The sequence below is a fragment of the Arthrobacter sp. PAMC 25486 genome, assembly GCF_000785535.1.
Lineage (GTDB): Bacteria > Actinomycetota > Actinomycetes > Actinomycetales > Micrococcaceae > Specibacter.
The window spans coordinates 3,948,020-3,969,466 of the sequence record NZ_CP007595.1; the positions used below are offsets into that span (position 1 = coordinate 3,948,020).

Genomic DNA, 21,447 nt, shown 5'->3' on the forward strand with positions numbered 1-21,447 from the left:
ATTTTCAATACGCCCACCCGGCCGTCACGTCCGTCTAGACTGGCCGCATGGGAATTGTGTATGCGGCCGAGCTGCGGCCCTCGAAAATGGAACTCGTTGCCCAGTGGCTGCCGGGGCAGGAATGGTTCTACGGCGACGCCGGGGAGCTCGTGCGGTTGGGTTCCTTCCGCTTTGATGACCTGGCCGGTGAGGTGGGCATTGAGACGCACATCGTGGGCGCCGGTGACAAGGTCTATCAGGTGCCGCTGACCTATCGCGGCGCCCCGCTGGCCGGCGCCGAGGCGTTCCTGGTGGGCACCATGGAGCACTCTGTTTTGGGCAGCCGCTGGGTGTACGACGCCACGGCCGATCCCGTCTACCAGGCCGAGCTGGCCGCAGCGCTGCTGACCGGCAAGCCGCAGGCGGTTGAGCACAAGGACGTTGCCGGGACGTTTGAGGCGCTGCCCCACACGGCCGTGCTGTTCAGCACCGGGACGCCCGACGCCGGTCTGCCGGAGTTGCGCTTTGGCCTCCCGAGCACCACCGCGGGAGTCACCAGCATTCCCGCCGGAGACGTGAACTTTGCCGTGCTGCGCGAGCTGGACACCACAGGGACTTTTCACCATGAAACTACCCTGGCCGTCACGTGGGATGGGCAAGCTGTACCGGTCCTGGTCGCCGCGGCCTGACGCCCTCACATGGTTGCTGGCACCAGTGCCCCGCCGCGTCCGGGGAAGCGACTCCTGGGGATTGTCTTTCTCGTCCTGATTTATGCCGCCGCGGCCATCCTGCTGCTGTTGCCTGCGGTGTTCCTGGCACTTGGCCTGCAGGCGCTGGGCAGCAAGTTGGGGCTCTGGGTGGGGGAGCCGACGTCCAATGACGGCGAAGAATCCTGGGCCACCATGATCGGCATTATTTCGTTCCTGGTGGTGCTGGCCGGTGCCGGATTGGGCGCCTGGCCCGTGGCCAGGCGACACGGTCTGCGGCCGCTGTGGACGGTCGCCATTGCCAGCGGCGTTGTGGTTCTCGGCTATGCGCTGTGGTTGGCGCCGTTCCTCAACTGATCCTCAGCGCCGCCGATGGCTCCTCACCAACAGCACGACGCAGGCAACGAGGATGCCGGCGATGGCAAGGGACAGCAGGAGGTCGGGCCAGCCGATGGAAAAGCCCGAGGTGTCGTTGCATTCGACGGTTCCCGCAACGCAGGATGCGGGCAAAATGAAGGTGGCCATGTGCCCAGTCAAGGCCACTGGGCCGCCTCCGTCCAGCACGGTTGGGTAACGCCTAGATTCCGCGCTGTGTCAGGACCAGCGGCCCATCCTCGGTAATCGCGATGGTGTGTTCCGAATGGGCGGTGCGGCTGCCGTTGGCGCTGTGCAGGGTCCATCCGTCGTCGGCCACCTTGAGCTTGTCGGTGCCCCGCATGAACCACGGCTCGATGGCGATGACCAGCCCCGGCTGCAGGGGAAAACCGCGACCGGGCCGCCCATCGTTGGCAACGAACGGCTCCCCGTGCATGGTCCGGCCCACGCCGTGGCCGCCAAATTGTTTGTTGACCTTGAGGCCGGCTTCACGGGCGACGCTGCCAATGGCATAGGAGATGTCGCCGATCTTGTTGCCCACCACCGCTACAGAGATTGCTTTCTCAAGGGCGCGCTCTGTGAGCTCGATCAGCTCCAGATCCTCCGGACTGGGCGTTCCCACCACGAAGCTAATGGCCGAATCAGCCACCCAACCATCCACGCTGGCGGCAAAATCGAGAGTCAACAGGTCCCCGTCACGCAGCTGGTACGGGTGGGGCAGTCCGTGCAGCACCGCATCATTGACCGAGGTGCACAGGACATGCCCGAACGGCCCGGAGCCAAACGAAGGCGCGTAGTCGAGGTAGCACGAGGTGGCGCCGCGTTCGCGGATGAGATCGTGGGCCAAGGCGTTCAATTCCAGCAAGTCCACGCCGACGGCGGCATGTTCCTTCAGCGCTGTGAGCGTTGCGGAGACAAAACTGCCAGCCGCCTTCATTTCCTCGAGTACTTCCATGGAGTGCAATTCGATCATGGGGATCCGGCCTTTCCGCCAGTCGGTAAAACATTACCGGTATAACTATACCGGAGGTAGACTGGAGAGCATGGTACGGGTGCCGCTCACGGCGGAAGAAATCAAGCGCGGGCAGGAGCTGGGCGCTGCCCTCCGCGTGGCAAGGGGTGCACGAACCATGGTTGATGTGGCCCTGTGCGCCGGCGTTTCGGTGGAGACGCTGCGGAAGATTGAAACTGGCCGCAGCCCGTCGCCGGAGTTCTTTACGATTCTTCGCATCTGCGCCGAACTTGGCCTTTCCATGGACAGCTTCCGGCGGCCCTTCGGCGACGCTCCCCCCGAATCCGCGCTGGCATCCTGATCCGTCCAGCATTCGCCCTGACCTTCTCGCACCGCGGCGCTCGGGCCTCCGAAAAAATTCCCAAATAAACTTCACCCACCCCTGTTGCACCCCCACTACTTAACGCTACTATGTACTGGTAGTAAGCACTACTAGGTAGATGAAGGAGGTGTCCCATGGGGAAGCAAATGACAGAGATGCTCAAGGGCACCCTCGAGGGCATAGTCCTGGCGATTCTGGCGGCCCAGCCCGCCTATGGCTATGAGATTACAGCGCAATTGCGCGCCAAAGGCTTTGACGACATCGCCGAAGGCACCGTGTATGCGCTTTTGGTGAGAATCGAGCGCAACGGGCTGGTCGACGTCGTCAAGCGGCCCTCGGAAAAAGGTCCGCCGCGCAAGGTCTATTCACTCAACACGCAGGGCCGGGCAGAGCTAGACGAATTTTGGAAAACATGGGGCTTCATGGCCGAACGGCTCGAGACGCTCCGCGAAGGAGACAAGAAATAATGGCTGCAAAATGGATCGAGACGGTCACTGGATCGCTCGAGGAAAAGAAGCAATATCGTGAGCACAAGGCGCGCGTGAAGGCACTGCCCACTCAGTACCGCACGGCCGTCGAGGCGATTGAGCGGTACCTGATGTACTTCGGCTCCATCACCAAGGGCGACGTCATGGTCACCATGCTCGACGACCTCGGTGACCTTTTCGAGCAGGCCGCTGCGGACGGCACCCCTGTCCGCGACATCGTCGGCGCCGACCCCGTCGAGTTCGTCGAGACCTTCTTGGCGAACTACTCCGAGGGTCAGTGGATCAACAAGGAACGCCAGCGCCTGATCCGTGCCATCGACGGCATCGCGGACGCGGAAATGTAAGGAAACCCATGAACACCAACCAGTCCCAGGCGCCTGCCATCACCGTGGCGGGCCTGGAAAAATCATTCAAGGACGTGCACGTGCTGCGCGGCGTCGATTTCCAGGTGGCCCGCGGCAGCATCTTCGCCCTCCTCGGCTCCAACGGCGCCGGCAAGACCACCATCGTGAAGATCCTTTCCACCTTGTTAAAGTCCGACGCCGGTGCTGCCGCCGTCAACGGCTTTGACGTCACCTCCGCGCCGGGAAGTGTCAGGGAATCGATCAGCCTCACCGGCCAGTTCGCCGCCGTCGACGACATCCTCACGGGGCGTGAAAACCTGATCCTCGTCGCGAAACTGCGGCACCTCCACGGACCCGGCGAAATTGCCGACGGCCTCCTGCAGCGTTTCTCGCTGACCGAGGCGGGTTCGCGAAAAGTCGCCACCTACTCCGGGGGCATGCGCCGCCGGCTCGACATTGCCATGAGCCTGATCGGCAACCCGGACGTCATCTTCCTCGATGAGCCAACCACGGGGCTCGACCCCGAAGCGCGCATTGAAGTGTGGGCCGCCATCAAGGAACTCGCCGGCCACGGCACCACGGTGCTGCTGACCACGCAGACCTTGGATGAGGCCGAACATCTCGCCGACCGGATCGCGATCCTCCATGAAGGGCGGATCATCGTGAACGGCACGTTGGCCGAACTTAAGGCGCTGCTGCCTCCGGCCAAGGTTGAGTACGTCGAAAAACAGCCCACCCTCGAGGACGTCTTCTTCGCCGTTGTTGGCGGGAACGGCGGCCGTGCCGGGAATGGCGACGCAAGGAAAACGCCGTCGGAAGCGATTCTGCCGGAAACGACTAAGGATCCATCATGAGCAAGCATTTCTTTGTCGACACCGCCGTCCTGCTGGGACGATCCCTGCGACACATCTCCCGCAGCATGGACACCATCATTACGACCACACTGATGCCGATCGCCTTTCTGCTGCTGTTTGTCTACGTGTTTGGCGGGGCGATTCACACAGGCTCGGGTTCCTATGTCAGCTATCTGCTGCCGGGCATCCTGATCATCACGATTGCCTCCGGCATTTCCTACACAGCGTTCCGGTTGTTCCTGGACATGCAGAGCGGTATTTTTGAGCGGTTCCAGTCCATGCCGATTGCCCGGTCCTCGGTGCTGTGGGCGCATGTGGTGACCTCGCTGGTCGCCAACTCAGTCTCCGTGGTCGTCGTCGTGCTTGTTGCCTTGATCATGGGATTCCGCTCAGGGGCAGGACTCCTGGGGTGGCTCGCGGTGGCCGGGATCCTGCTCCTGTTGACACTTGCGCTGACGTGGATTGCCGTGATTCCAGGACTTACCGCGAAGACTGCGGACGGGGCGAGTGCGTTCGCATACCCGATCATTTTCCTGCCGTTCATCAGTTCGGCGTTCGTGCCCACTGAGACCATGCCGGGCCCGGTGCGCTGGTTTGCTGAGAACCAGCCGGTCACCTCGATCGTCAACACGATCCGGAACCTGCTGGCTCACCAGCCGGTGGGCGGGGACATCTGGGTAGCACTCGCCTGGTGTGTCGGCATCCTGGTGGTCGCCTATATTTTCGCCATGGCCGCGTACCGGCGGAAGATCGCGTAGCGGGTGATGACGTACGACGGCGGGAGCTCAAGTGTCCGTCAACTCGCAGTAGATGCCGCCAATTTGCGATGTGAGGGCATCTACTGCGAGTTGGTGGACGGGGCGGTGGATGCACCGGCAAGAACCGGAAGGCGGCATCTCCAGCCAACGCTTCCCTTCGGGGTGTTCCTGTAGACACTCCGGCAGGAGGCTTCTCCGGGAGCTGGTCCTAGACGGAGGGTTCCGGTTTCGCCCGGGGAAGCAGCGCGGTGTAAACGCAGACCGCAGCGACGAACAGGAGCAGGAATCCGAGCATGCCCATGGCCACCGAGCTGTCGGACACCTCATTAGGCTCGAGGCCCACTGTGCTGAAGATCGTTCCCAGTGCCACGCCGACAATGCCGTAGCCCAGCGACACGAAGCAGACGACCACCGCCTTCTGGATTTGATACCAGTGGTCATCGCGGAAGAACCCTCGCCCCGTGGCCCCGCCTATGGCGAAGGGAATGATGGCCGCGGCCAACATGATGGACACTACGAGCCAGCTGGGACTGTACCCAACACCATCGGGCCCCACATGCCTGGCAATGTGGCTCGGCATCAGCGGGCTGAGAATCACGTAAAGAACCACGCCCGCCAAAAGCGTGCACGCCGGCGCCACGACAAGGAGCGGCACTGCCCGCGTCTTCACATGTGCAGTATCTTGCTGGCTGGCTTTCACAGACAAACTGTCCCCTTCAGTTGTGCCCCCGCACCGGGGGCTTGTTCTATTCCCGATACTAACATTTGCCGGCTGCGCCCGTCGGCGGGCGCAGCCGACCGCGGACCGCCGACTTACAGATTTGAACGTGTTCAAAAAACGTGCTTTACTCTGAACTGAACACGTTCAAAAAAAGGGGTGCGGGATGGACAGCAAGCAACTGGACGGCAAGAGCGCACAAACCAAGGCCCTCGTGCTCGAGACGGCCCTGGGCATGTTCCGGGCCAGGGGCTACGCAAAATCCACCATGCGTGCCATTGCCGCCGAGGCCGGGGTTTCCCTTGGCAGCGCCTACTACTACTTTGCTTCCAAGGATGATCTGGTCCTGGAGCTCTACCGCGAATCGGTGACCGAGCAGCGAACCGCAGCGTCAAAAGCCATGGCAGATGCAAGCGGCCTGGGCGACAGGCTCAAGGCGGCCATGCACGCCGGCATTGACGCCCTCACTCCCTATCACGGCTTCGGCGGTGCATTCATTGGCAGTGCGCTGCCACCGCAGTCGCCACTGAACCCGTTCGGTGAGCCGTCGCGGGAAGTCCGGGAGTCCGCCGTCGGAATTTTCAGTGAGGTCGTTGAGGGGGCCAAGGTGCCGCACTTCCTGCGCGCGCAGCTGCCCGAGCTGCTGTGGCTCGGGTACATGGGTGTGGTGCTGTTTTGGGTCTACGACCGCTCCGAAGGCCAACGCCGCACCCGGACCCTGATCGACGGGGCGGCGCCGCTGATCGCCAAGTTGGTTGGCTTCTCGCGTCTGCCGGTGGTGAGGCCGCTGGTGGCGGAAGCCCTCGCGCTCAAGGCCCGGGTGCAGTCGTGAAAACCGTGGTCATCGCCGGGGCCTCCGGATTCATTGGCACGCATTTCCGCCGCCAGTTCGACGCCGCAGGCTGGCAGATCCGCACCGTGGGCCGCTCCGGGGATGCCATATGGGGCGACACAGCCGCCATCACCGAGGTACTGGAAGGTGCCGACTTGTTGATCAACCTGGCAGGAAAATCGGTCTCCTGCCGCTACACCACGGCCAACAAGGCGGAGATCATGCGGTCCCGAACGGAGACCACGGCGGAGCTGGGCCGGGCTGTTGCCGCCTGCGCCACACCGCCGCGCGACTGGTTCAACTCCAGCACCGGAACCATCTACCGTGATGCCCGGGACCGGCCCCAAGACGAGCACGACGGCGAACTTGGCTCGGGCTTTTCCGTCGAGGTGGCGCAGGGCTGGGAGGAAACGCTCGCCGCCGCGGCGACCCCTGAAACACGCAGGATTCCGCTGCGAATTTCCATCGCCATGGGCCCGGGCGGCGGCGTGATGAAGCCGTTCAACACCCTGGCGCGGCTGGGCCTGGGCGGACGCATGGGAGACGGGGCGCAGAAATACAGTTGGGTGCACGTTGACGACTTGTTCCGGGCCGTGTTGTTCCTGCACGAACATCCGGACATCACGGGGCCCATCAACATTGCGGCGCCGGAGGTGGTGACGAACGCCGGGTTGATGGCGGCCGTGCGGCGCGTGTACCGGGCGCCAGTGGGGCTGCCCACCCCGGTGTGGCTGCTCACCCTCGGTGCGGTGCTGATCCGCACGGAAACTGAACTGGTCCTGAAGAGCCGCTGGGTCCGGGCCGGCAAGCTGGAGGATGCCGGGTTTGTCTGGCATCACCCCGGGCTCGAGGAAGCGCTCGCGGACATTGCGGGTCGGCAGGGAATTCAAGATGGAACGGCGGTTGCACCGTGACTCGATTTGAGGTTGCACCATGACCGGCAACGAAAACCCGAGAAACCCCGAAGCCAGCGGTCCCGACGCCGGCACTGGAGCCGAGTGCCTGAAGGTAAATGTTTATCAGGAGGAGCAGGAGGCCAGCTGGGCGAAGGAGGACAGCTTTAGCATGCGGTACGGGGCGCCGGCGCTGTTGACCGGCTGGTTCGTGACCTTCTTCGTGTTTTGTTTGGGGCTGACGGTGGCCAGCGTTGTGTTATGGGCACCGCACGGCATGGGTTGGGGGTTACTGCCGCTGTCGCTGGTCTTCGGGTTCCCCTTTGCTGCGTTCATTGGCCTGCCGCTGGCCATCTTGATCGCCTGGCCACTGAGGAGAGTCCGCGACCAGCGACTCCACGTGCTGGCATTAGCGCTCGCAGTCGGTGCGGCCATGGGTGTGGTTGCCCTGTTCTCCTACCGGTTTGAAATGCTGTGGGCCGTGGCGGCGCTGGCCGCCTGGGCTGCTGTCAGCGCCGCGATCGGCCGGGCGGTCGTCATCAATATGGTGGCCCGCAGGAATTAGCGCAGGAATTAGCGCAGGAATTCGCGCAGGAATTAGCCCAGGAATTGACTCAGGATGGCCGCGGGGTCCGGAGCGTCGCTGTCATCCAGCAGCCGGGCCAAGACCGAATCCGATAGGCTCCATCAAGAGACCGGGCAGTGCCGCCCTCCACCTGCGATTGGAATCCCGAATGAGCCCCGCCGCCACCCTGACGCTGACCACCAGGACCCTTGAGCTGGCCGAGTTGGGCGGGGACTCTCCGCTGCCCTCAGTCCAGCCCATGCTTGAGCCGCCCTATACGGTGGGTAATGACATTCCGGAGGAGATTTCCGCCGGCGTGAGGTGGGGAAAGGTTGGGAACATCTACCCCTACCCCATGCAGGACGACTACTCGCGGGAGACCAGCGCAACGGAGCTGACCGCCGTCGTGCTTGAAAATGCGCATGTGAAGGCCACCTTCCTGCCCCAGCTGGGTGGGCGGCTGTGGGATCTCACCGACAAGGCCACCGGCAAGGCGCTGCTGCACACCCAGGACCGCATCCAGTTCGCCAACCTGGCCCTGCGCAACGCCTGGTTTGCCGGCGGGATCGAGTACAACATTGGCACGCGCGGGCATTCCCCGACCACCAGCGTGCCGCTGCACACCGCCATCGTGCGTACGCCGGAGGGGCAGGACGTGCTGCGCATGTGGGAGTTCGACCGGCTGCGCGAGGTGGTGTTCCAGCTTGATGCGTGGCTGCCTGCGGAGTCGAAGGTGGTGTTCACGGCCGTGCGCATTCGCAACCCCAATGACACGTCCGTGCCGATGTATTGGTGGTCCAATGCGGCCGTCCCGCAGACCCCGGCGACGCGCGTCATTGCCCCGGCGGCCAACGCGTACGCCACTGACTACGACGGCTCGATGGCGCGCGTGGATCCCACGAATTTCCACGGCGGCGACTGTACTTTCGCCGTGAAGAATGCGCAGGCGGTGGACTTTTTCTTTGACATTGCCCAGGATGAGCGGCGCTGGGAGGTTGCCGCGGACGACGCCGGAGACGGGCTTGCGCTCATTTCCTCACCGCGGCTGCGGGGCCGGAAGCTGTTCGTATGGGGCGAGAGTGTTGGCGGTCATCGCTGGCAGGAGTGGCTGACGCCGTCGGGCTCCGGCGAGCCGCGGCATTACGCCGAAATCCAGGCCGGCCTGGCGCAGACCCAATTTGAGCACGTGCCCATGCCCGCCGGTGCCTCCTGGCAATGGGTTGAGGCCTACGGCAACGCGGCGCTTGACCCGGCGCTCGCCGCGGGGGAGTGGGATGCCGCCGTCGCCCATGGGGCACAGCGTGTGGAGGCGCTGGTGTCGGAACTTTCGATGTCTGCCGCATTGTCCGACGCCGGACGCTGGGCCGATCTGCCGCCTTCGGAAATGGTGGTGGCCGGCAACGGCTGGGGTGCTGTGGAGCGGGTCCGTCGCCAGCACTCCCAGGCCGACTGGATCGACGAGACCGGCACACCCTTTGGCGATGAGACCCTGACTGCGGACCAGGCGCCGTGGCTTGAGCTGCTGCAGGCGAACGAGGGCATTGTTGAAAAGCCCTTTGAAGCGACCGCGGCCGAGGCGCCGAGCCAACCGTTTGGCGGGGCGGCGTCGTTTGTACGCGGCGTTGACTGGGAGGACCTGCTCACGGCCGGCCGCAATTCCAGCGCCGAGGGGGCCTTTCACCACGCCGTCATGGTTCATGCGCGGGCGTCCGTGTCGGCGGCGGACCTGGCGGTTGTCGCCTCGCTGTACCGCCAGGTACTGACCGGCACTTTTGCTGCAGGCGCCCCCTTGAGCGTGCGGAGCCGGGCACTGGCCCACCGCGGTTTGGGTCTGGCCCTGCTGGGTGCCGGAGATGTCAATGGGGGACTGGCTGAATGTGCGGCTGCCTGCGCCTTGGAAACAGACAACCGCAATTTGCTCATTGAAGCCATGACGCTGGCGCTGGAGAACGGGCGACCCGGGCTGACACTTGAACTGCTGTCCGGTGCGCCGGAACTGCTCGCGAGGTTGGACCGTGTCCGCTTCCTGCAAGCAGGTGCGCTGGCAGCCGCGGGTGACACTGCTGCGGCGGCCGCCATTCTCAAGGCAGGAGTGGAGGTGCCCGACCTCCGCGAAGGGGCCAACTCCATCACCGACCTGTGGCGCCAGGTCTGCCCGGGCGAGGACGTCCCGGAACAGTATCAGTTCAGCATGCACTAACCCCGCCCCCTATCAACGCTCGCTCACATATGGGGCTGTTTTCCCCGACGCTCCTGCAGATTCGGGGCACTTTCAGCGAACGCTTTCCCTCCTGGGGGGCAAGGTGCGAGGCGAGAGGCCCACAGCTGCAGGAGCGTTCTGGAATAAGGCCCCGTAGCTGCAGGAGCGTCACAAGGAAATGCCCCTGATGTGCGCGAGGGTCTGGAGGGGGTCGGTGGGGGAGGCATGTTGACAGAGGGCTGCGATGGCTGCCATGGTCATTCCTATGAACCTGTCAGGCAACTGGACAGCCGGACAGTCACAAATCGTCCGTGTCAGCGCCGCCGAGGCCGTATTCCAAGCCATCCGCTCCGCCAGCGAGGACGGCCAGCTCAAAGTTGGCACCAAGCTCAGTAGCGAAACCGCTCTCGCAGCCCAATATGGCGTCAGCCGCTCCGTGATTCGCGAAGCCCTGCGCTCGTGCACCGCCCTGGGCCTGACCGAAACCCAGACCGGCAAGGGCACCTTTGTCATCGCGAGCCGGGCATCCAGTGATCTGGTCCTCGGCCCGTTCTCAGCCCGCAACCTCATGGAGGCCCGCCCTCACATTGAAGTGCCCGCCGCCGAATTCGCCGCCACCCGCCGCAGCACGGAGCAACTCGAGGAAATGCGCGGCATCCTGGCCCTCATGGCCGAGGAGGACGACCCCGAAATCTGGGTCAGCCTCGACGCCACCTTCCACGCCGCCATCGCCCGCGCCAGCGGCAACGGCGTGTTTGAAAGCGTCGTCAACGACATCCGCGACGCCCTGGTGAACCAGTCGGAAACCATCAACCTCATCACGGGCCGCGCGCGCCAATCCGACATGGAGCACCAACACATCCTCGACGCGATCGTCCGCGGCAGCACCCACGACGCCGGCCTGGCCATGGCCACCCACCTATCCGCCGTCGACACCGCCCTCAGCCTGATCATGGGAGAAAAACACGCATGAGCCACACCGACTTCCCCGCCCACGAACCCCTCGCCGTCCAGACTCGCGGCGAGCTCGTTGAGAGCGTCCACTATGGCTCGCTGATCGCACTGCAGCACGACGGCGGGAGCCTCCTTTCGCGAGGTGAGCCCACGGCCCGCATGTACCCGAGATCGGCCCTGAAACCACTGATTGCCGTGGCCATGCTGCGGGCCGGTCTGGATCTGCCCGCGGATCAGCTGGCACTGGCCTCGGCCAGCCACTCGGGCGCCGCGGAGCACCAGGAAACAGCGGCGAAGATCTTGGCCGACGCCGGACTCACACCGGTGGACCTGCGCAACTCCACCGACCTGCCCTACGGCGTAAAAGAACGTGAACAGTGGCTGAACGCAGGCCGTGGCCCCACGCAGCTGGCACAAAACTGCTCCGGCAAGCACGCGGCGCTGCTGGCCACCTGCGTCAAAAATGGCTGGCCGCTGGAGAGTTACCTGCACGCCGGACATCCCCTGACAATGCTCATCCGCGAAACCGTGGCTGAGCTGACCGGTGAGGAAATCACCGCCATCAGCACCGACGGCTGCGGCACGGAGGTGTTCGGCCTGTCCCTGACCGGCATGGCCCGTGCGTTCGCCCGCCTCGTGACAGCCAAGTCCCGCACGCCGGAGCGCCGGGTGGCCGACGCCATGCGTGAGCACCCCGCATTGGTGGCCGGTCATGGCCGCGACGTCACCGCACTGATGAGTGCTGTCCCCGGGCTGCTCGCCAAGGATGGCTTCGAGGGCATTCAGGTGATCGCCCTCGAGGACGGCAGCTCTCTTGCCCTGAAGATTTCCGACGGCGGGGACCGCGCCCGGATGCCGGCAGCAGTCCCGGTCCTGCTCGCGCTGGGCGTTGACCCCGCCGCGCTGAAACCGTTCAACAACCTCCCCGTGCTGGGCGGCGGCAAGCCGGTCGGCGAACTCCGCGGCCTGCCAACAACAAACTGACCATCCACACTGACGGCGCGATGAAGCGCCCCTCCAAGGAGAACCATGACTGAGACCATGTCCACCACGCCTGTTTCCGACCCGCTCACCGCAACCGCTGCAACAGCCACCCGCCGCGAGCATGACCTGATTGGTGACCGGGACGTCCCGGCTGACGCCTACTGGGGCGTCCACACACTGCGCGCCGTGGAAAACTTCCCTATCACGGGCATTCCGCTGAGCTACAACACGCACCTTGTTAACGGCCTCGCCATGGTCAAGCAGGCGGCGGCCCAGGCCAACCACGAGCTCGGCCTGCTCGATGACACACGGGCCGCCGCGATCATCGCGGCCTGCCAGGAGATCATCGCCGGGGAACTGCACGAACAATTCGTGGTGGACGTCATCCAGGGAGGTGCCGGGACGTCGTCGAACATGAACGCCAACGAGGTCATCGCCAACCGGGCACTGGAAATCCTGGGCCACGCCAAGGGCGACTACCAATACCTGCACCCCAACGACCACGTGAACCTGAGCCAGTCCACCAATGATGTATATCCGACGGCGGTCAACGTCGCCACGATCTTCGCGGCAAAATCGCTGGTGGGTGCCATGGAATACCTCTGCGATGCCTTCGCACTGAAGGCCGTGGAGTTCCGGACAGTGGTGAAGATGGGCCGCACCCAGCTGCAGGACGCCGTCCCCATGACGCTGGGCCAGGAATTCAACACCTACGCCGTCACGATGGGGGAGGACCGGGCCCGGCTGGCCGAATCCACGCTGTTGGTGCACGAGATCAACCTCGGCGCCACCGCCATCGGCACGGGCCTGAACGCGCCGATTGGCTACTCCGCGCTGGCCTGCCGCCACCTCGTGGAAATCTCCGGTCTGCCGCTGACCACCTCCGTTGACCTAATCGAGGCGACGCAGGACGTTGGCGCCTTTGTGCACCTGTCGGGCGTACTCAAGCGTGTGGCCGTGAAGCTCTCCAAGATCTGCAACGACCTCCGCCTGCTCTCCTCCGGTCCCCGCGCCGGCTTTGGCGAGATCACGCTGCCCGCCGTGCAGGCAGGGTCCTCGATTATGCCCGGCAAGGTCAACCCGGTCATCCCCGAGGTCGTGAATCAGGTAGCCTACGAGGTCATCGGCAACGATGTCACCATCACCATGGCGGCCGAGGGCGGGCAGTTGCAGCTCAACGCCTTTGAACCCGTCATTGTGCACAGTCTGACCAAGAGCATGCGCCACCTGGAAGCCGCCTGCATGACGCTGGCCGACAAGTGCATCAAGGGCATCGCCGCCCATGAGGACAAGCTGCGCGCACAGGTGGAGCACTCGATCGGCCTCGTCACAGCCCTGAACCCGGTGCTGGGATACGCCACGTCGACCAAGATCGCGCTGGAGGCATTGGCTTCAGGACGCGGCGTGGCCGAGCTGGTGCTGGAACACCAGCTACTCACCAAGGAACAGCTCGACGAGCTGCTGCGCCCCGAACACCTCGCCAACCTCGGCGACTAAACAAACCGCGGGGACCGATCCCCGAACACAGCGACACATCTGCGGCCCGGCTGCCGGGCACCATCCGGGAATAACTTCCCGCCCTCGCAAGTTGACTCCATTAGATGCAAACGCATGAACTAAGGAGTCAGTATGCAGCGTACGGTAGTGGTCATTTCGGCAGGTCTCGGCGTCCCCTCCTCGACCCGCATGCTGGCGGACCAGATGGGCGCCGACGTGCAGTCGCGCCTGGCTGCCATGGGCATCACCGCCACGCTTGACGTGATCGACCTGCGCGATTACGCCACCGGCATCGCCAACAACATGGTCACCGGGTATGCCGGCCAGGACCTCGCCGGCGTCATCAGCCGCGTGGAGGCCGCCGACGCCATGATCGCCGTCACCCCCACGTTCAGCGCATCCTACAGCGGCTTGTTCAAGTCGTTCTTCGACGTCCTGGACCCGAAATTCCTCGACGGCATGCCCGTGTACTTCGGCGCCACGGGCGGCTCACCGCGCCACTCGCTGGTGTTGGACATGGCAATGCGCCCGCTCTTTAGCTACCTGCGCGCCACCACCATGCCCACCGCCATCTACGCCTCGCCCGAGGATTGGGGCGGCTCCGGCGAGAACACCCTGGAACGCCGGATCGGCCAGGGTGCGGCCGAGCTTGCCGCCGTCATTGCCAGCCATATCCCGTCCATTCCGGAGGGAAGCACGACGCCGGATGGCAGCCATGCTGTTGCGCCGGCTGCCGCCGTGGCTGGTTCCGGTGACGGGCGGGATGTGGGCACCGGGCGTGGAACCAGTGAGGTGCGTACCGGGCAGCAATACCGGGAGGGACCCGCCGTCGGATTCTTAGGCAAGGGATTTCCCGACCACAAGGCCAAGCGCGCGCAGCACGAAACGGCCAAAATGACGTCGCTGCCCTTTGAAGAGTTGCTCGCCCAAACTCAACGCCGCTAGAAATACCCCAGTGCCCGCCTGGTCCCTCCTATAAGCCGAGTCCTTTAGATCGAGTATGCAGCTGTTGGACTCGGGAAGCGCATTCCGGTCGTTTTGGGTTCTTGTGGCTGTTCGGTGGGTGGGTTCACCGTCACGCTTTCAGTCCCTCGCCCTGGAAATGGGCTGCTGGGTGAACCACGGCTCGGGTGCTGGCACCGTCTCCGCTTCCTTTCCCCCGCTTCTTTTCGCAGGGCTACTGGAAACTCGTGCCGGAGGGTGTGTGCTTCGCCGAGAATGTCCCTGAGCCGTATTGTGTGGCATCCGGTTTCGCCGAGAATGGGTCCAACCCGTGACCTGGCGTCAAAGATGCGCCCTTCTCGCGAGCCTGAACCATTTTCGGCGAAACAGGTTCAGATCTATGCGAGTTTGGCCCCTTCTCGGCGCGCATTTACCTCTCAACCCCGGCGGAGCCGCTGGGATCGAATGATCCGGCATGTCACACAACGTCGGGGAGACCAGGATGGCGCGCCCGGCTCAATCAACCATGTAAGAATCACAAGGGCCCGTTTTTGGTCCAAGAACTGCAAACTCGAATTCTTTTTGGGGGTAGCGACCAGTCCGCTAGAAGATGGGCTGGTCGGGCCGGGACGTCAGCGGCGGCGGATCAAGCTCATCCAAAACCACTGTCAGGGCCGTGCGGTAAATGTCCGGATGGATCTCCGGACTGGCATGGCCGGTCTTCGGAATGTTGTAGTCAAAGCGCGGATTGCGCGGCAGCAGCGCCTCCCAGCCCCTGATGGCGGCGCTGGCATTGACAATGAAATCGTCAGGGTCGTAGATGAGGCCAATGCCGGTGGTGGTGGGCAATCCGCCGTCGTACTGGCGGGGGAAGGCACTCAGGAAGGTGGCCTGGGTGGTGCTCAGGATCAGCGAGTTGTTGTTGGGATCAAAGGAATGTGAAATGCCACGGCGCGCCGCCTGGTACATGCCTTGGCCGTTGGGGTTGCTCAGGCCGCCCCAAATACCCGCGCCCAGACGGCCCACGACGCCCAGATATGGGACAATCCGGCCGGCCAGGTCGATGTATTCCTTGCCGGGGTCAAGGGTGTCGGAAACATTGCTGGGACTTGAGCCCATGACAATGAGCTTCACCTTCAGCCCCGCAGACGCGAGCAGGGAACCCAGAACGACGGCGACCATGCCACCAAAACTGTCGCCATAAAAGTACACGGTGTCGATCTTGCGCTGGTACACATCACGCTGGATGGCGATGAACAGCTGGGCCACGTCGATGCCGTCATTGGAGTAGCCGATGTAGGAGGCCGGGGCGCGCTCATTCATGACCGGCTGGAGGGCGGCCAGCTTGCGACCGGCGTCACGGTAGCTGACCCGGAAGCCCGCCAACAGGTACCAGGTCTTGCCGGGGAAGCGCTGCGCCGCCGTTTTGTTTTCCTCATTGTCGGGCGTGGTGACGCGGTACTGGGTGCGCTCGGTGAGCAGGGCATCGGCGGAAATGTTGGCTTGGAAGGCCGTGGAAAATGCGGCCGTTCCCATTGTGAGGAAAAAAAGCCTGCGCGGCATGTCGGGAATCTGGCGTGTGTGTTTTGCAACAGGGGTTGGGGGCTCCGAATCGCCGTCCTGGTGCTGAGTGCTGTGAAAGGCTGTGCTGGCTGTCATGGTCGATCACCTTCATTCTTCCACGCTCCACTCGACGTGCGGGACACCGCTGCTGGCTGCTCGACGGCGGCACTGCTGAAAGCTCGACGGCGGTGGGTGGCTTGAGTGGGACCCGCCCAGCGGGCCAAGACAACCAAGTGATTGACAATCCTATAGGATTAGCCCCATGAAGTCATTGCAAGGAACTCACGCAGTCAACCGCCAGGTGTTGGCCGACCACGTTTATGACGAGATACTGGAATCTCTCATGGACGGACGGATGCTGCCGGGGACCTCCGTAAGCATAGACGGCACCGCCCGTGACTTGGAGGTATCACCCACTCCTGTTCGGGAAGCCTTGGCTCGGTTGGAACATACCGGCATGGTCCAACGGGTGGCTCTCAAGGGCTACCGTGTGGCACCACTGGCTTCCGCCGATGATATGGCGCACCTCATGGAGGCCAGGTTGGTCATTGAACCGGTGAATACGAAGCTGGCCAGTGAGCGGATGGCGGAGGACGTTATCGCCGCTCTGGAGCAGTCCATTCATCATATGGAAGCGGCTCCTCGAGGACCCTCGTTCGCGGAGTTCCGAGGCTATTTTGATGCGGATGAGCTGTTTCATCGCCTGATTGCCGAAAATGCGGGCAATCCATTCATGCTTGCCGCCTACAATGCCCTCGGCGGCCAGGTCCAGCGGTTTCGGCTGTTCAGCGGCGTGGGCATTACCGATGCCAATCATGCAATTTCCGAACACAAGGCCATTTTCAAGGCCCTGCAGGCTGGTGACGGAGATGACGCCTCGGCCCAAATGGTCCGGCATCTCTCCAATGTCCGCAGTCGGGCCATGGCTGACGCTCCAGAAACCGGAGCGCTGCCCGAAATCTGACGCGACTGACGTCCGAGGCGCCGAAGACTGGCGCATCTGAGCCCTCAAGAAAAGCCCGCCCTGTGAAGGTAACAGGGCGGGTTTTCTGCGCCCCTAAGGCGGCCAATTGCTTCCTCCACTGTGACGCTTGACATATCTAAAGTGATCGTAGATAGTAGATCCTATAGGAAACAGGATCCACACAGAGGAGTGAACCACATGGCTTACACAGCAGAAAACTGGCCCATCACCGCGGCCCTGCTGCAGTTCTCCGGCACAAGCGCCGTCGGCGTTCATGTCAACGATGCAGAGGCTTCCGTCTGGGTTGATGTTTTCCAGGAGGTCAAGGATGCGGGCTTCGCCAATGCAGACCTGACCGACAGCTGGGTACGCCCCGGAGACCTCAGCGCATCACGCCTGCAGGAATTCAAAGCAGCTGCCGATCATGTCGGAATCGGCATCCCAGTCATCTCTGCCATCCGCAGCAGCGTCATTGACGAGGTCAACTGGGAAGAGAACTTGGCCTACAGCCACCGCACCATCGACGCCGCAGCGGCGTTGGGTTGTGAAGTTGTCTCGGTCGGCCTCCATCAGGCACTCACTGCAGAACAGCAGAAACAGCTGTGGTTCTGGACGGTTCAGGGCCACGTGGATCCGGTCGGCGACCACGACACCTGGAACAAGGCAGTCACCCGCCTCCGCGAACTCGGCCAGCACGCAGCCGAGGCCGGGGTCCTCCTCTCCCTGGAGATGTACGAAGACACCTATCTGGGCACCGCGGATTCTTCCGTGCAGCTGGTGCAGGACATCGACTTGGCCAATGTCGGTCTCAACCCGGATATTGGCAACCTGATCCGCCTGCACCGCCCCATCGAAGACTGGCGCGAAATGGTCGCCAAGACGCTGCCGTACTCCAACTACTGGCACGTCAAGAACTACATCCGGGATGAGAATGTGGCGCGCGGCAACTACGTCGCCTTGCCTGCTCCCATGGAAAGCGGCCTGATCAGCTACCGCGAAGCCTTCAAAGTGGCACTGTCTGTTGGCTACCAGGGCATCATCTGCACCGAGCACTACGGCGGAGACGGCCTCAGCGTGACGGCCCGCAACCAGGAATACCTGCGCTCACAGATCCTGCCGAAGACCGCTGGCTACGCATTGGGTACCAGCCAGGTTGCACAGGGCCGCCAGCTTCCCGCACCGGCAACCTCGCTGCTCACCGTCTGAGGCACTAGCCCGACAAAGCCACGGAGTGTGCCACAGCCGCGCTTCTGCCAGAGCCAACGCACAGGACTCAAGAAGGAATCATGACTCAGATATTCGACAATCCCGCTGAATTTGCCGAGGATGCACTTGACGGCTTCGTCGCAGCGAACCGGCAGTACGTTGCCAGGGTGGATGGCGGCGTGGTCCGGTCCACCGAAATGAACGATGGACAGGTCGCTCTGGTCGTTGGCGGCGGCTCCGGCCACTACCCTGCCTTCGCCGGTCTGGTGGGTGCCGGTCTCGCCGCCGGATCGGCGTGCGGAAACATGTTTGCCTCACCCGCCGCCGGTCAGATTTACCGGGTGGCCAAGGCCGCCAGCATGAACGGCGGAGTGCTGCTCAGCTACGGCAACTACGCCGGCGATGTGCTGCACTTCGGCCAGGCACAAGTACGGCTCAATGCAGAAGGCATTGAAACCCGCACCGTCGTCGTGACGGATGACATTGCAAGTGCCCCGCTTGATGAATGGGAAAAGCGCCGTGGCATAGCCGGGGACTTGACTGTCTTTAAGATCGCCGGTGCCGCTGCCGAAGCGGGACTGAACTTGGACGACGTCGAACGTCTGGCCATCAAGACCAACTACCGCACCCGCTCACTGGGCGTGGCCTTTGACGGCTGCACCCTGCCGGGCGCGGCTGAGGCACTCTTCCATGTGCCCGCCGGAAAGATGGCGCTCGGCCTGGGCATCCATGGTGAGCCGGGCATTTCCGAACACCCCATGCCCACAGCATCCGAGCTGGCCGAGTTGCTGGTTTCGCGACTGCTGGCCGACAAGCCGGACGATGCGGGCACCGAAGTTGTCGCGATCGTCAACGGTCTGGGCACGGTCAAATACGACGAGCTGTTCCTCTTGTTCGGCAGGGTTGAGACGCTCCTGATCGACGCGGGCCTGAGCATCATTGAGCCCGAATGCGGTGAATTGGTGACCAGCCTGGACATGTCCGGTTTGTCCCTGACCCTGCTGTGGCTCGACGAAGAACTGAAGGACTACTGGGGTGCGCCCGCCGATACCCCGGCTTTCCGCAAGGGCAACGCAACGCCCCGTGCCCAGCGCCACGTGGCCGCCGTTGCTGAAGCGGAAACGGCACAGCAGGAAGCGCCCACACCGGCCGCGGCCGCGTTGGGTCTGCAAGCAGTAACGGCAGTGTCGGCCATCCGGGACGTGGTTATGGAGCACGAGGAGGCGCTGGGGAACCTTGACGCGATTGCCGGCGACGGCGACCACGGCATCGGTATGCGCCGCGGTGTGGACGCCGCCAACGCAGCTGCCAAACAAACGGCCGATCTGGACGCCGGTGCTTCTGTTCGTGCCGTGCTAACCGCGGCCGGCGAGGCCTGGTCGGAGAAAGCCGGGGGTACCTCGGGTGCGTTGTGGGGAACGGCATTTATCGCCGCCGCAGCTGCACTTGGCAATCAGGATTCCTACTCCAGCAAGGATGCGGCCGGCGCCGTCGAGGCGTTTAGCAATGCCATCACCACGCTGGGCAAGGCCGAACCGGGAGATAAGACCATGGTCGATGCCATCCTGCCGTTCCGGGACGCGTTTGTTGCTTCCATAGCGGCCGGGAGCTCCGTAGTGGAGGCACTGAAAGAAGCTGCGGTCATCGCCCGGGATGCTGCTGCGGAAACAGCCAATCTTCGCCCCCTCAAGGGCCGGGCACGGCCGTTGGCGGAAAAGAGCCTGGGACACCCGGACCCCGGGGCTGTCTCCTTCGGCCTGATCGTTGAGCGATTGGGCCAACACCTCGAAAACGAACTAATGGAAAGTGGGACGCGAGCATGAGCGCCACGGAAACAACTGGTTACCGGATCGTCGTCGGAAACGATGAGGCTGGTGTCGAGTACAAGAACGCCTTCGTGGCACTCCTCGAAGCAGACCCCCGCGTCCTCTCAGTTGAGGACATCGGCGTCGGCGCACACGACAAGCGGGCCTACCCCCACGTTGCTGTCGATGCTGCACGTAAGGTTGCTGACGGAGAAGCTGACCGCGCACTGCTTATTTGCGGCACCGGTCTGGGCGTCGCCATCGCAGCCAACAAGGTCCCCGGCATCCGTGCCGTCACCGCGCACGACAGCTACTCGGTGGAACGCTCCGTGCTGAGCAACAACGCACAGGTGCTCACCATGGGCCAGCGCGTCATTGGCTTGGAACTGGCCAAGAGACTGGTCACCGAATGGCTCTCCTACACTTTCGATGAACTCTCTGCTTCGGCGGAAAAAGTCGATGCGATTTGCTCCTACGAACCGAACTACACGAAGGCAGTCTGATCATGAGCAACACCATGGAAAACTCTGAAACACAGTTGCAGTTTGCCGTCGTGGGGTCCGGCTACATGGGTGGCGGCATCGCCCAGGTTCTGGCCTTGGGCGGAGCCCGTGTGGCATTGGCCGATGTGTCGGCCGAGATTGCCGCCGCAAATTACGAACGTCTGCTCGTCGAATCGGATCAGTTTGTGGCTGACGGTTTGTTCCCTGCTGGCGCCACAGAAACGTTGCGCAAGAACATGTGGGCAGCGAAGGACATTGAGGAAGCAGTCGCCACCGCGGACTTCATCGAAGAAGCCGTCCCGGAAGTCATCGCCATCAAGCATGCAACCCTGGCCCGCATCAGCGCCGCGGCCCGCCCGGATGCCATCATTGGTTCCAACACCTCCACCATCTCCATCGCTGACCTGGCCGAACCGGTGGTCAACCCGGAGCGCTTCCTGGGCGTTCACTTCTCCAACCCTTCACCGTTCATCCCCGGGGTCGAGATCATCCCCCACGCTGAAACGTCGGCCGCCACGGTTGCCGCCGCGCGTGACATGGTCCACTCGACCGGCAAGCAGACGGCTGTCGTCAAGGACGTCACCGGATTCGTGCTGAACCGTCTCCAGTACGCGCTGTTTCACGAGGCCGCGCAGCTGGTTGAGCAAGGCATTGCCACCGCGGACGACGTCGACACCCTGGTACGCACGACCTTCGGCTTCCGCTTGCCCTTCTTCGGGCCCTTCGCGATTGCCGACATGGCCGGTCTGGATGTGTACGACTTCTGCTACAAGTCCCTGCAGACCGGATTCCCCGAGCGCTTTGCCACCCCGAAGATCCTCAGCGACCTGGTCGAGGCCGGCAAGCTGGGCACCAAGACGGGCTCCGGCTTCCTAAACGTCCCGGCCGAGCGGACAGCCGAGCTCATCGCCTACCGCAACAAGGCCTACGTCGCCATGTCGGCGTTGCTCGAAGACCTCGGTCCGGCACCCATTCATTAAAC

Annotated in this window: 24 protein-coding genes; 20 read left to right on the top strand and 4 right to left on the bottom strand. The window is 63.4% G+C overall.

What is annotated here, in order from left to right; translation table 11 throughout:
- Window positions 1-47: 47 nt before the first annotated feature.
- Window positions 48-668 (top strand): hypothetical protein, encoded by a 621-nt coding sequence (locus tag art_RS17840; RefSeq protein WP_038467043.1) that lies wholly within the window; start codon window positions 48-50, stop codon window positions 666-668.
- Window positions 669-677: 9 nt separating this feature from the next.
- Window positions 678-1,043 carry a hypothetical protein gene (locus tag art_RS17845; RefSeq protein WP_038467046.1) on the top strand — a complete coding sequence of 122 codons (366 nt, stop codon included), beginning with the start codon at window positions 678-680 and terminating at the stop codon, window positions 1,041-1,043.
- 3 nt (window positions 1,044-1,046) lie between these two features.
- Here the strand turns inward: art_RS17845 and art_RS22400 are convergent, their stop codons facing one another.
- Window positions 1,047-1,211, bottom strand: a complete 165-nt coding sequence (locus art_RS22400; RefSeq protein WP_157875342.1) for a hypothetical protein — start codon at window positions 1,209-1,211, stop codon at window positions 1,047-1,049.
- 52 nt (window positions 1,212-1,263) lie between these two features.
- Window positions 1,264-2,034 carry a type I methionyl aminopeptidase gene (gene map, locus art_RS17850; protein ID WP_038467049.1) on the bottom strand — a complete coding sequence of 257 codons (771 nt, stop codon included), beginning with the start codon at window positions 2,032-2,034 and terminating at the stop codon, window positions 1,264-1,266.
- A gap of 70 nt (window positions 2,035-2,104) precedes the next feature.
- Here map and art_RS17855 point away from each other — a divergent pair, with 70 nt between their 5' ends.
- The 5 genes from art_RS17855 (at window position 2,105) to art_RS17875 (ending at window position 4,839) form a co-directional block, all read left to right on the top strand.
- Window positions 2,105-2,374 carry a helix-turn-helix domain-containing protein gene (locus art_RS17855; protein WP_038467052.1) on the top strand — a complete coding sequence of 90 codons (270 nt, stop codon included), beginning with the start codon at window positions 2,105-2,107 and terminating at the stop codon, window positions 2,372-2,374.
- Between the two features lie 155 nt (window positions 2,375-2,529).
- Window positions 2,530-2,862, top strand: coding sequence for a PadR family transcriptional regulator (locus art_RS17860; protein ID WP_038467055.1), 333 nt, complete (start codon window positions 2,530-2,532; stop codon window positions 2,860-2,862).
- On the top strand, window positions 2,862-3,227 hold the full coding sequence (locus art_RS17865; RefSeq protein WP_038467058.1) for a DUF1048 domain-containing protein: 366 nt from the start codon (window positions 2,862-2,864) through the stop codon (window positions 3,225-3,227). The genes art_RS17860 and art_RS17865 overlap by 1 nt, the downstream gene beginning before the upstream one ends.
- An 8-nt stretch (window positions 3,228-3,235) precedes the next feature.
- A complete protein-coding gene (locus tag art_RS17870) occupies window positions 3,236-4,081 on the top strand; it encodes an ABC transporter ATP-binding protein (protein WP_038467061.1) in 846 nt (281 codons plus the stop codon).
- Window positions 4,078-4,839, top strand: a complete 762-nt coding sequence (locus art_RS17875; RefSeq protein ID WP_038467063.1) for an ABC transporter permease — start codon at window positions 4,078-4,080, stop codon at window positions 4,837-4,839. Before art_RS17870 ends, art_RS17875 begins: the two co-directional genes overlap by 4 nt.
- A gap of 208 nt (window positions 4,840-5,047) precedes the next feature.
- On the opposite strand, the gene art_RS17880 is transcribed toward art_RS17875, so the two are convergent.
- The gene (locus tag art_RS17880; RefSeq protein WP_157875343.1) at window positions 5,048-5,509 is read right to left on the bottom strand and encodes a hypothetical protein; all 462 of its coding nucleotides are present in this window, start codon (window positions 5,507-5,509) and stop codon (window positions 5,048-5,050) included.
- Between the two features lie 214 nt (window positions 5,510-5,723).
- Between art_RS17880 and art_RS17885 the strand changes: the two genes are divergently transcribed.
- From art_RS17885 to art_RS17920, 8 genes are all read left to right on the top strand, one after another.
- The gene (locus art_RS17885) at window positions 5,724-6,389 is read left to right on the top strand and encodes a TetR/AcrR family transcriptional regulator (RefSeq protein WP_038467069.1); all 666 of its coding nucleotides are present in this window, start codon (window positions 5,724-5,726) and stop codon (window positions 6,387-6,389) included.
- Complete coding sequence (locus tag art_RS17890) at window positions 6,386-7,303, top strand: TIGR01777 family oxidoreductase (protein WP_038467071.1); 918 nt, start codon at window positions 6,386-6,388, stop codon at window positions 7,301-7,303. The genes art_RS17885 and art_RS17890 overlap by 4 nt, the downstream gene beginning before the upstream one ends.
- Before the next feature lie 19 nt (window positions 7,304-7,322).
- Complete coding sequence (locus art_RS17895; RefSeq protein ID WP_038467074.1) at window positions 7,323-7,847, top strand: hypothetical protein; 525 nt, start codon at window positions 7,323-7,325, stop codon at window positions 7,845-7,847.
- Window positions 7,848-8,016: 169 nt separating this feature from the next.
- The gene (locus art_RS17900) at window positions 8,017-10,047 is read left to right on the top strand and encodes a DUF5107 domain-containing protein (protein WP_173425245.1); all 2,031 of its coding nucleotides are present in this window, start codon (window positions 8,017-8,019) and stop codon (window positions 10,045-10,047) included.
- 265 nt (window positions 10,048-10,312) lie between these two features.
- A complete protein-coding gene (locus art_RS17905) occupies window positions 10,313-11,020 on the top strand; it encodes a FadR/GntR family transcriptional regulator (RefSeq protein ID WP_038470877.1) in 708 nt (235 codons plus the stop codon).
- Window positions 11,017-11,985 carry an asparaginase gene (locus art_RS17910; RefSeq protein ID WP_038467076.1) on the top strand — a complete coding sequence of 323 codons (969 nt, stop codon included), beginning with the start codon at window positions 11,017-11,019 and terminating at the stop codon, window positions 11,983-11,985. Before art_RS17905 ends, art_RS17910 begins: the two co-directional genes overlap by 4 nt.
- 57 nt (window positions 11,986-12,042) lie before the next feature.
- Window positions 12,043-13,482, top strand: coding sequence for an aspartate ammonia-lyase (gene aspA, locus art_RS17915; protein WP_038470879.1), 1,440 nt, complete (start codon window positions 12,043-12,045; stop codon window positions 13,480-13,482).
- Between the two features lie 132 nt (window positions 13,483-13,614).
- Window positions 13,615-14,427 (top strand): FMN reductase, encoded by an 813-nt coding sequence (locus art_RS17920; protein WP_082000409.1) that lies wholly within the window; start codon window positions 13,615-13,617, stop codon window positions 14,425-14,427.
- Between the two features lie 600 nt (window positions 14,428-15,027).
- On the opposite strand, the gene art_RS17925 is transcribed toward art_RS17920, so the two are convergent.
- A complete protein-coding gene (locus art_RS17925) occupies window positions 15,028-16,083 on the bottom strand; it encodes an alpha/beta hydrolase (RefSeq protein ID WP_038467080.1) in 1,056 nt (351 codons plus the stop codon).
- Between the two features lie 166 nt (window positions 16,084-16,249).
- On the opposite strand from art_RS17925, the gene art_RS17930 reads away from it, so the two are divergent.
- The 5 genes from art_RS17930 to art_RS17950 all read left to right on the top strand — a co-directional run bounded on the left by art_RS17930 (window position 16,250) and on the right by art_RS17950 (window position 21,445).
- Window positions 16,250-16,951, top strand: coding sequence for a GntR family transcriptional regulator (locus art_RS17930; protein WP_038467083.1), 702 nt, complete (start codon window positions 16,250-16,252; stop codon window positions 16,949-16,951).
- A 198-nt stretch (window positions 16,952-17,149) separates the two neighbouring features.
- Window positions 17,150-18,157 carry a sugar phosphate isomerase/epimerase gene (locus art_RS17935; RefSeq protein ID WP_038467086.1) on the top strand — a complete coding sequence of 336 codons (1,008 nt, stop codon included), beginning with the start codon at window positions 17,150-17,152 and terminating at the stop codon, window positions 18,155-18,157.
- An 80-nt stretch (window positions 18,158-18,237) separates the two neighbouring features.
- Window positions 18,238-19,980, top strand: coding sequence for a dihydroxyacetone kinase subunit DhaL (dhaL, locus tag art_RS17940; protein ID WP_038467089.1), 1,743 nt, complete (start codon window positions 18,238-18,240; stop codon window positions 19,978-19,980).
- A complete protein-coding gene (locus art_RS17945) occupies window positions 19,977-20,465 on the top strand; it encodes a ribose-5-phosphate isomerase (RefSeq protein ID WP_038467092.1) in 489 nt (162 codons plus the stop codon). Before dhaL ends, art_RS17945 begins: the two co-directional genes overlap by 4 nt.
- A 2-nt stretch (window positions 20,466-20,467) precedes the next feature.
- Window positions 20,468-21,445: a 3-hydroxyacyl-CoA dehydrogenase family protein gene (locus art_RS17950; protein ID WP_052136740.1), complete on the top strand. Its 978-nt coding sequence runs from the start codon at window positions 20,468-20,470 to the stop codon at window positions 21,443-21,445.
- The last annotated feature ends 2 nt before the right edge of the window (window positions 21,446-21,447 follow it).

Bases quoted from the DNA above. Each gene is read 5' to 3' on its own strand.
- art_RS17845 (WP_038467046.1), top strand. From the start codon at position 678: ATGGTTGCTGGCACCAGTGCCCCGCCGCGTCCGGGGAAGCGACTCCTG.
- art_RS22400 (WP_157875342.1), bottom strand. From the start codon at position 1,211: ATGGCCACCTTCATTTTGCCCGCATCCTGCGTTGCGGGAACCGTCGAA.
- art_RS17930 (WP_038467083.1), top strand. From the start codon at position 16,250: ATGAAGTCATTGCAAGGAACTCACGCAGTCAACCGCCAGGTGTTGGCC.
- art_RS17925 (WP_038467080.1), bottom strand. From the start codon at position 16,083: ATGACAGCCAGCACAGCCTTTCACAGCACTCAGCACCAGGACGGCGAT.
- art_RS17905 (WP_038470877.1), top strand. From the start codon at position 10,313: ATGAACCTGTCAGGCAACTGGACAGCCGGACAGTCACAAATCGTCCGT.
- art_RS17935 (WP_038467086.1), top strand. From the start codon at position 17,150: ATGGCTTACACAGCAGAAAACTGGCCCATCACCGCGGCCCTGCTGCAG.
- dhaL (WP_038467089.1), top strand. From the start codon at position 18,238: ATGACTCAGATATTCGACAATCCCGCTGAATTTGCCGAGGATGCACTT.
- art_RS17950 (WP_052136740.1), top strand. From the start codon at position 20,468: ATGAGCAACACCATGGAAAACTCTGAAACACAGTTGCAGTTTGCCGTC.
- art_RS17885 (WP_038467069.1), top strand. From the start codon at position 5,724: ATGGACAGCAAGCAACTGGACGGCAAGAGCGCACAAACCAAGGCCCTC.
- art_RS17895 (WP_038467074.1), top strand. From the start codon at position 7,323: ATGACCGGCAACGAAAACCCGAGAAACCCCGAAGCCAGCGGTCCCGAC.
- aspA (WP_038470879.1), top strand. From the start codon at position 12,043: ATGTCCACCACGCCTGTTTCCGACCCGCTCACCGCAACCGCTGCAACA.
- art_RS17840 (WP_038467043.1), top strand. From the start codon at position 48: ATGGGAATTGTGTATGCGGCCGAGCTGCGGCCCTCGAAAATGGAACTC.
- art_RS17865 (WP_038467058.1), top strand. From the start codon at position 2,862: ATGGCTGCAAAATGGATCGAGACGGTCACTGGATCGCTCGAGGAAAAG.
- art_RS17870 (WP_038467061.1), top strand. From the start codon at position 3,236: ATGAACACCAACCAGTCCCAGGCGCCTGCCATCACCGTGGCGGGCCTG.
- art_RS17900 (WP_173425245.1), top strand. From the start codon at position 8,017: ATGAGCCCCGCCGCCACCCTGACGCTGACCACCAGGACCCTTGAGCTG.
- art_RS17920 (WP_082000409.1), top strand. From the start codon at position 13,615: ATGCAGCGTACGGTAGTGGTCATTTCGGCAGGTCTCGGCGTCCCCTCC.
- map (WP_038467049.1), bottom strand. From the start codon at position 2,034: ATGATCGAATTGCACTCCATGGAAGTACTCGAGGAAATGAAGGCGGCT.
- art_RS17910 (WP_038467076.1), top strand. From the start codon at position 11,017: ATGAGCCACACCGACTTCCCCGCCCACGAACCCCTCGCCGTCCAGACT.
- art_RS17875 (WP_038467063.1), top strand. From the start codon at position 4,078: ATGAGCAAGCATTTCTTTGTCGACACCGCCGTCCTGCTGGGACGATCC.
- art_RS17855 (WP_038467052.1), top strand. From the start codon at position 2,105: ATGGTACGGGTGCCGCTCACGGCGGAAGAAATCAAGCGCGGGCAGGAG.
- art_RS17860 (WP_038467055.1), top strand. From the start codon at position 2,530: ATGGGGAAGCAAATGACAGAGATGCTCAAGGGCACCCTCGAGGGCATA.
- art_RS17945 (WP_038467092.1), top strand. From the start codon at position 19,977: ATGAGCGCCACGGAAACAACTGGTTACCGGATCGTCGTCGGAAACGAT.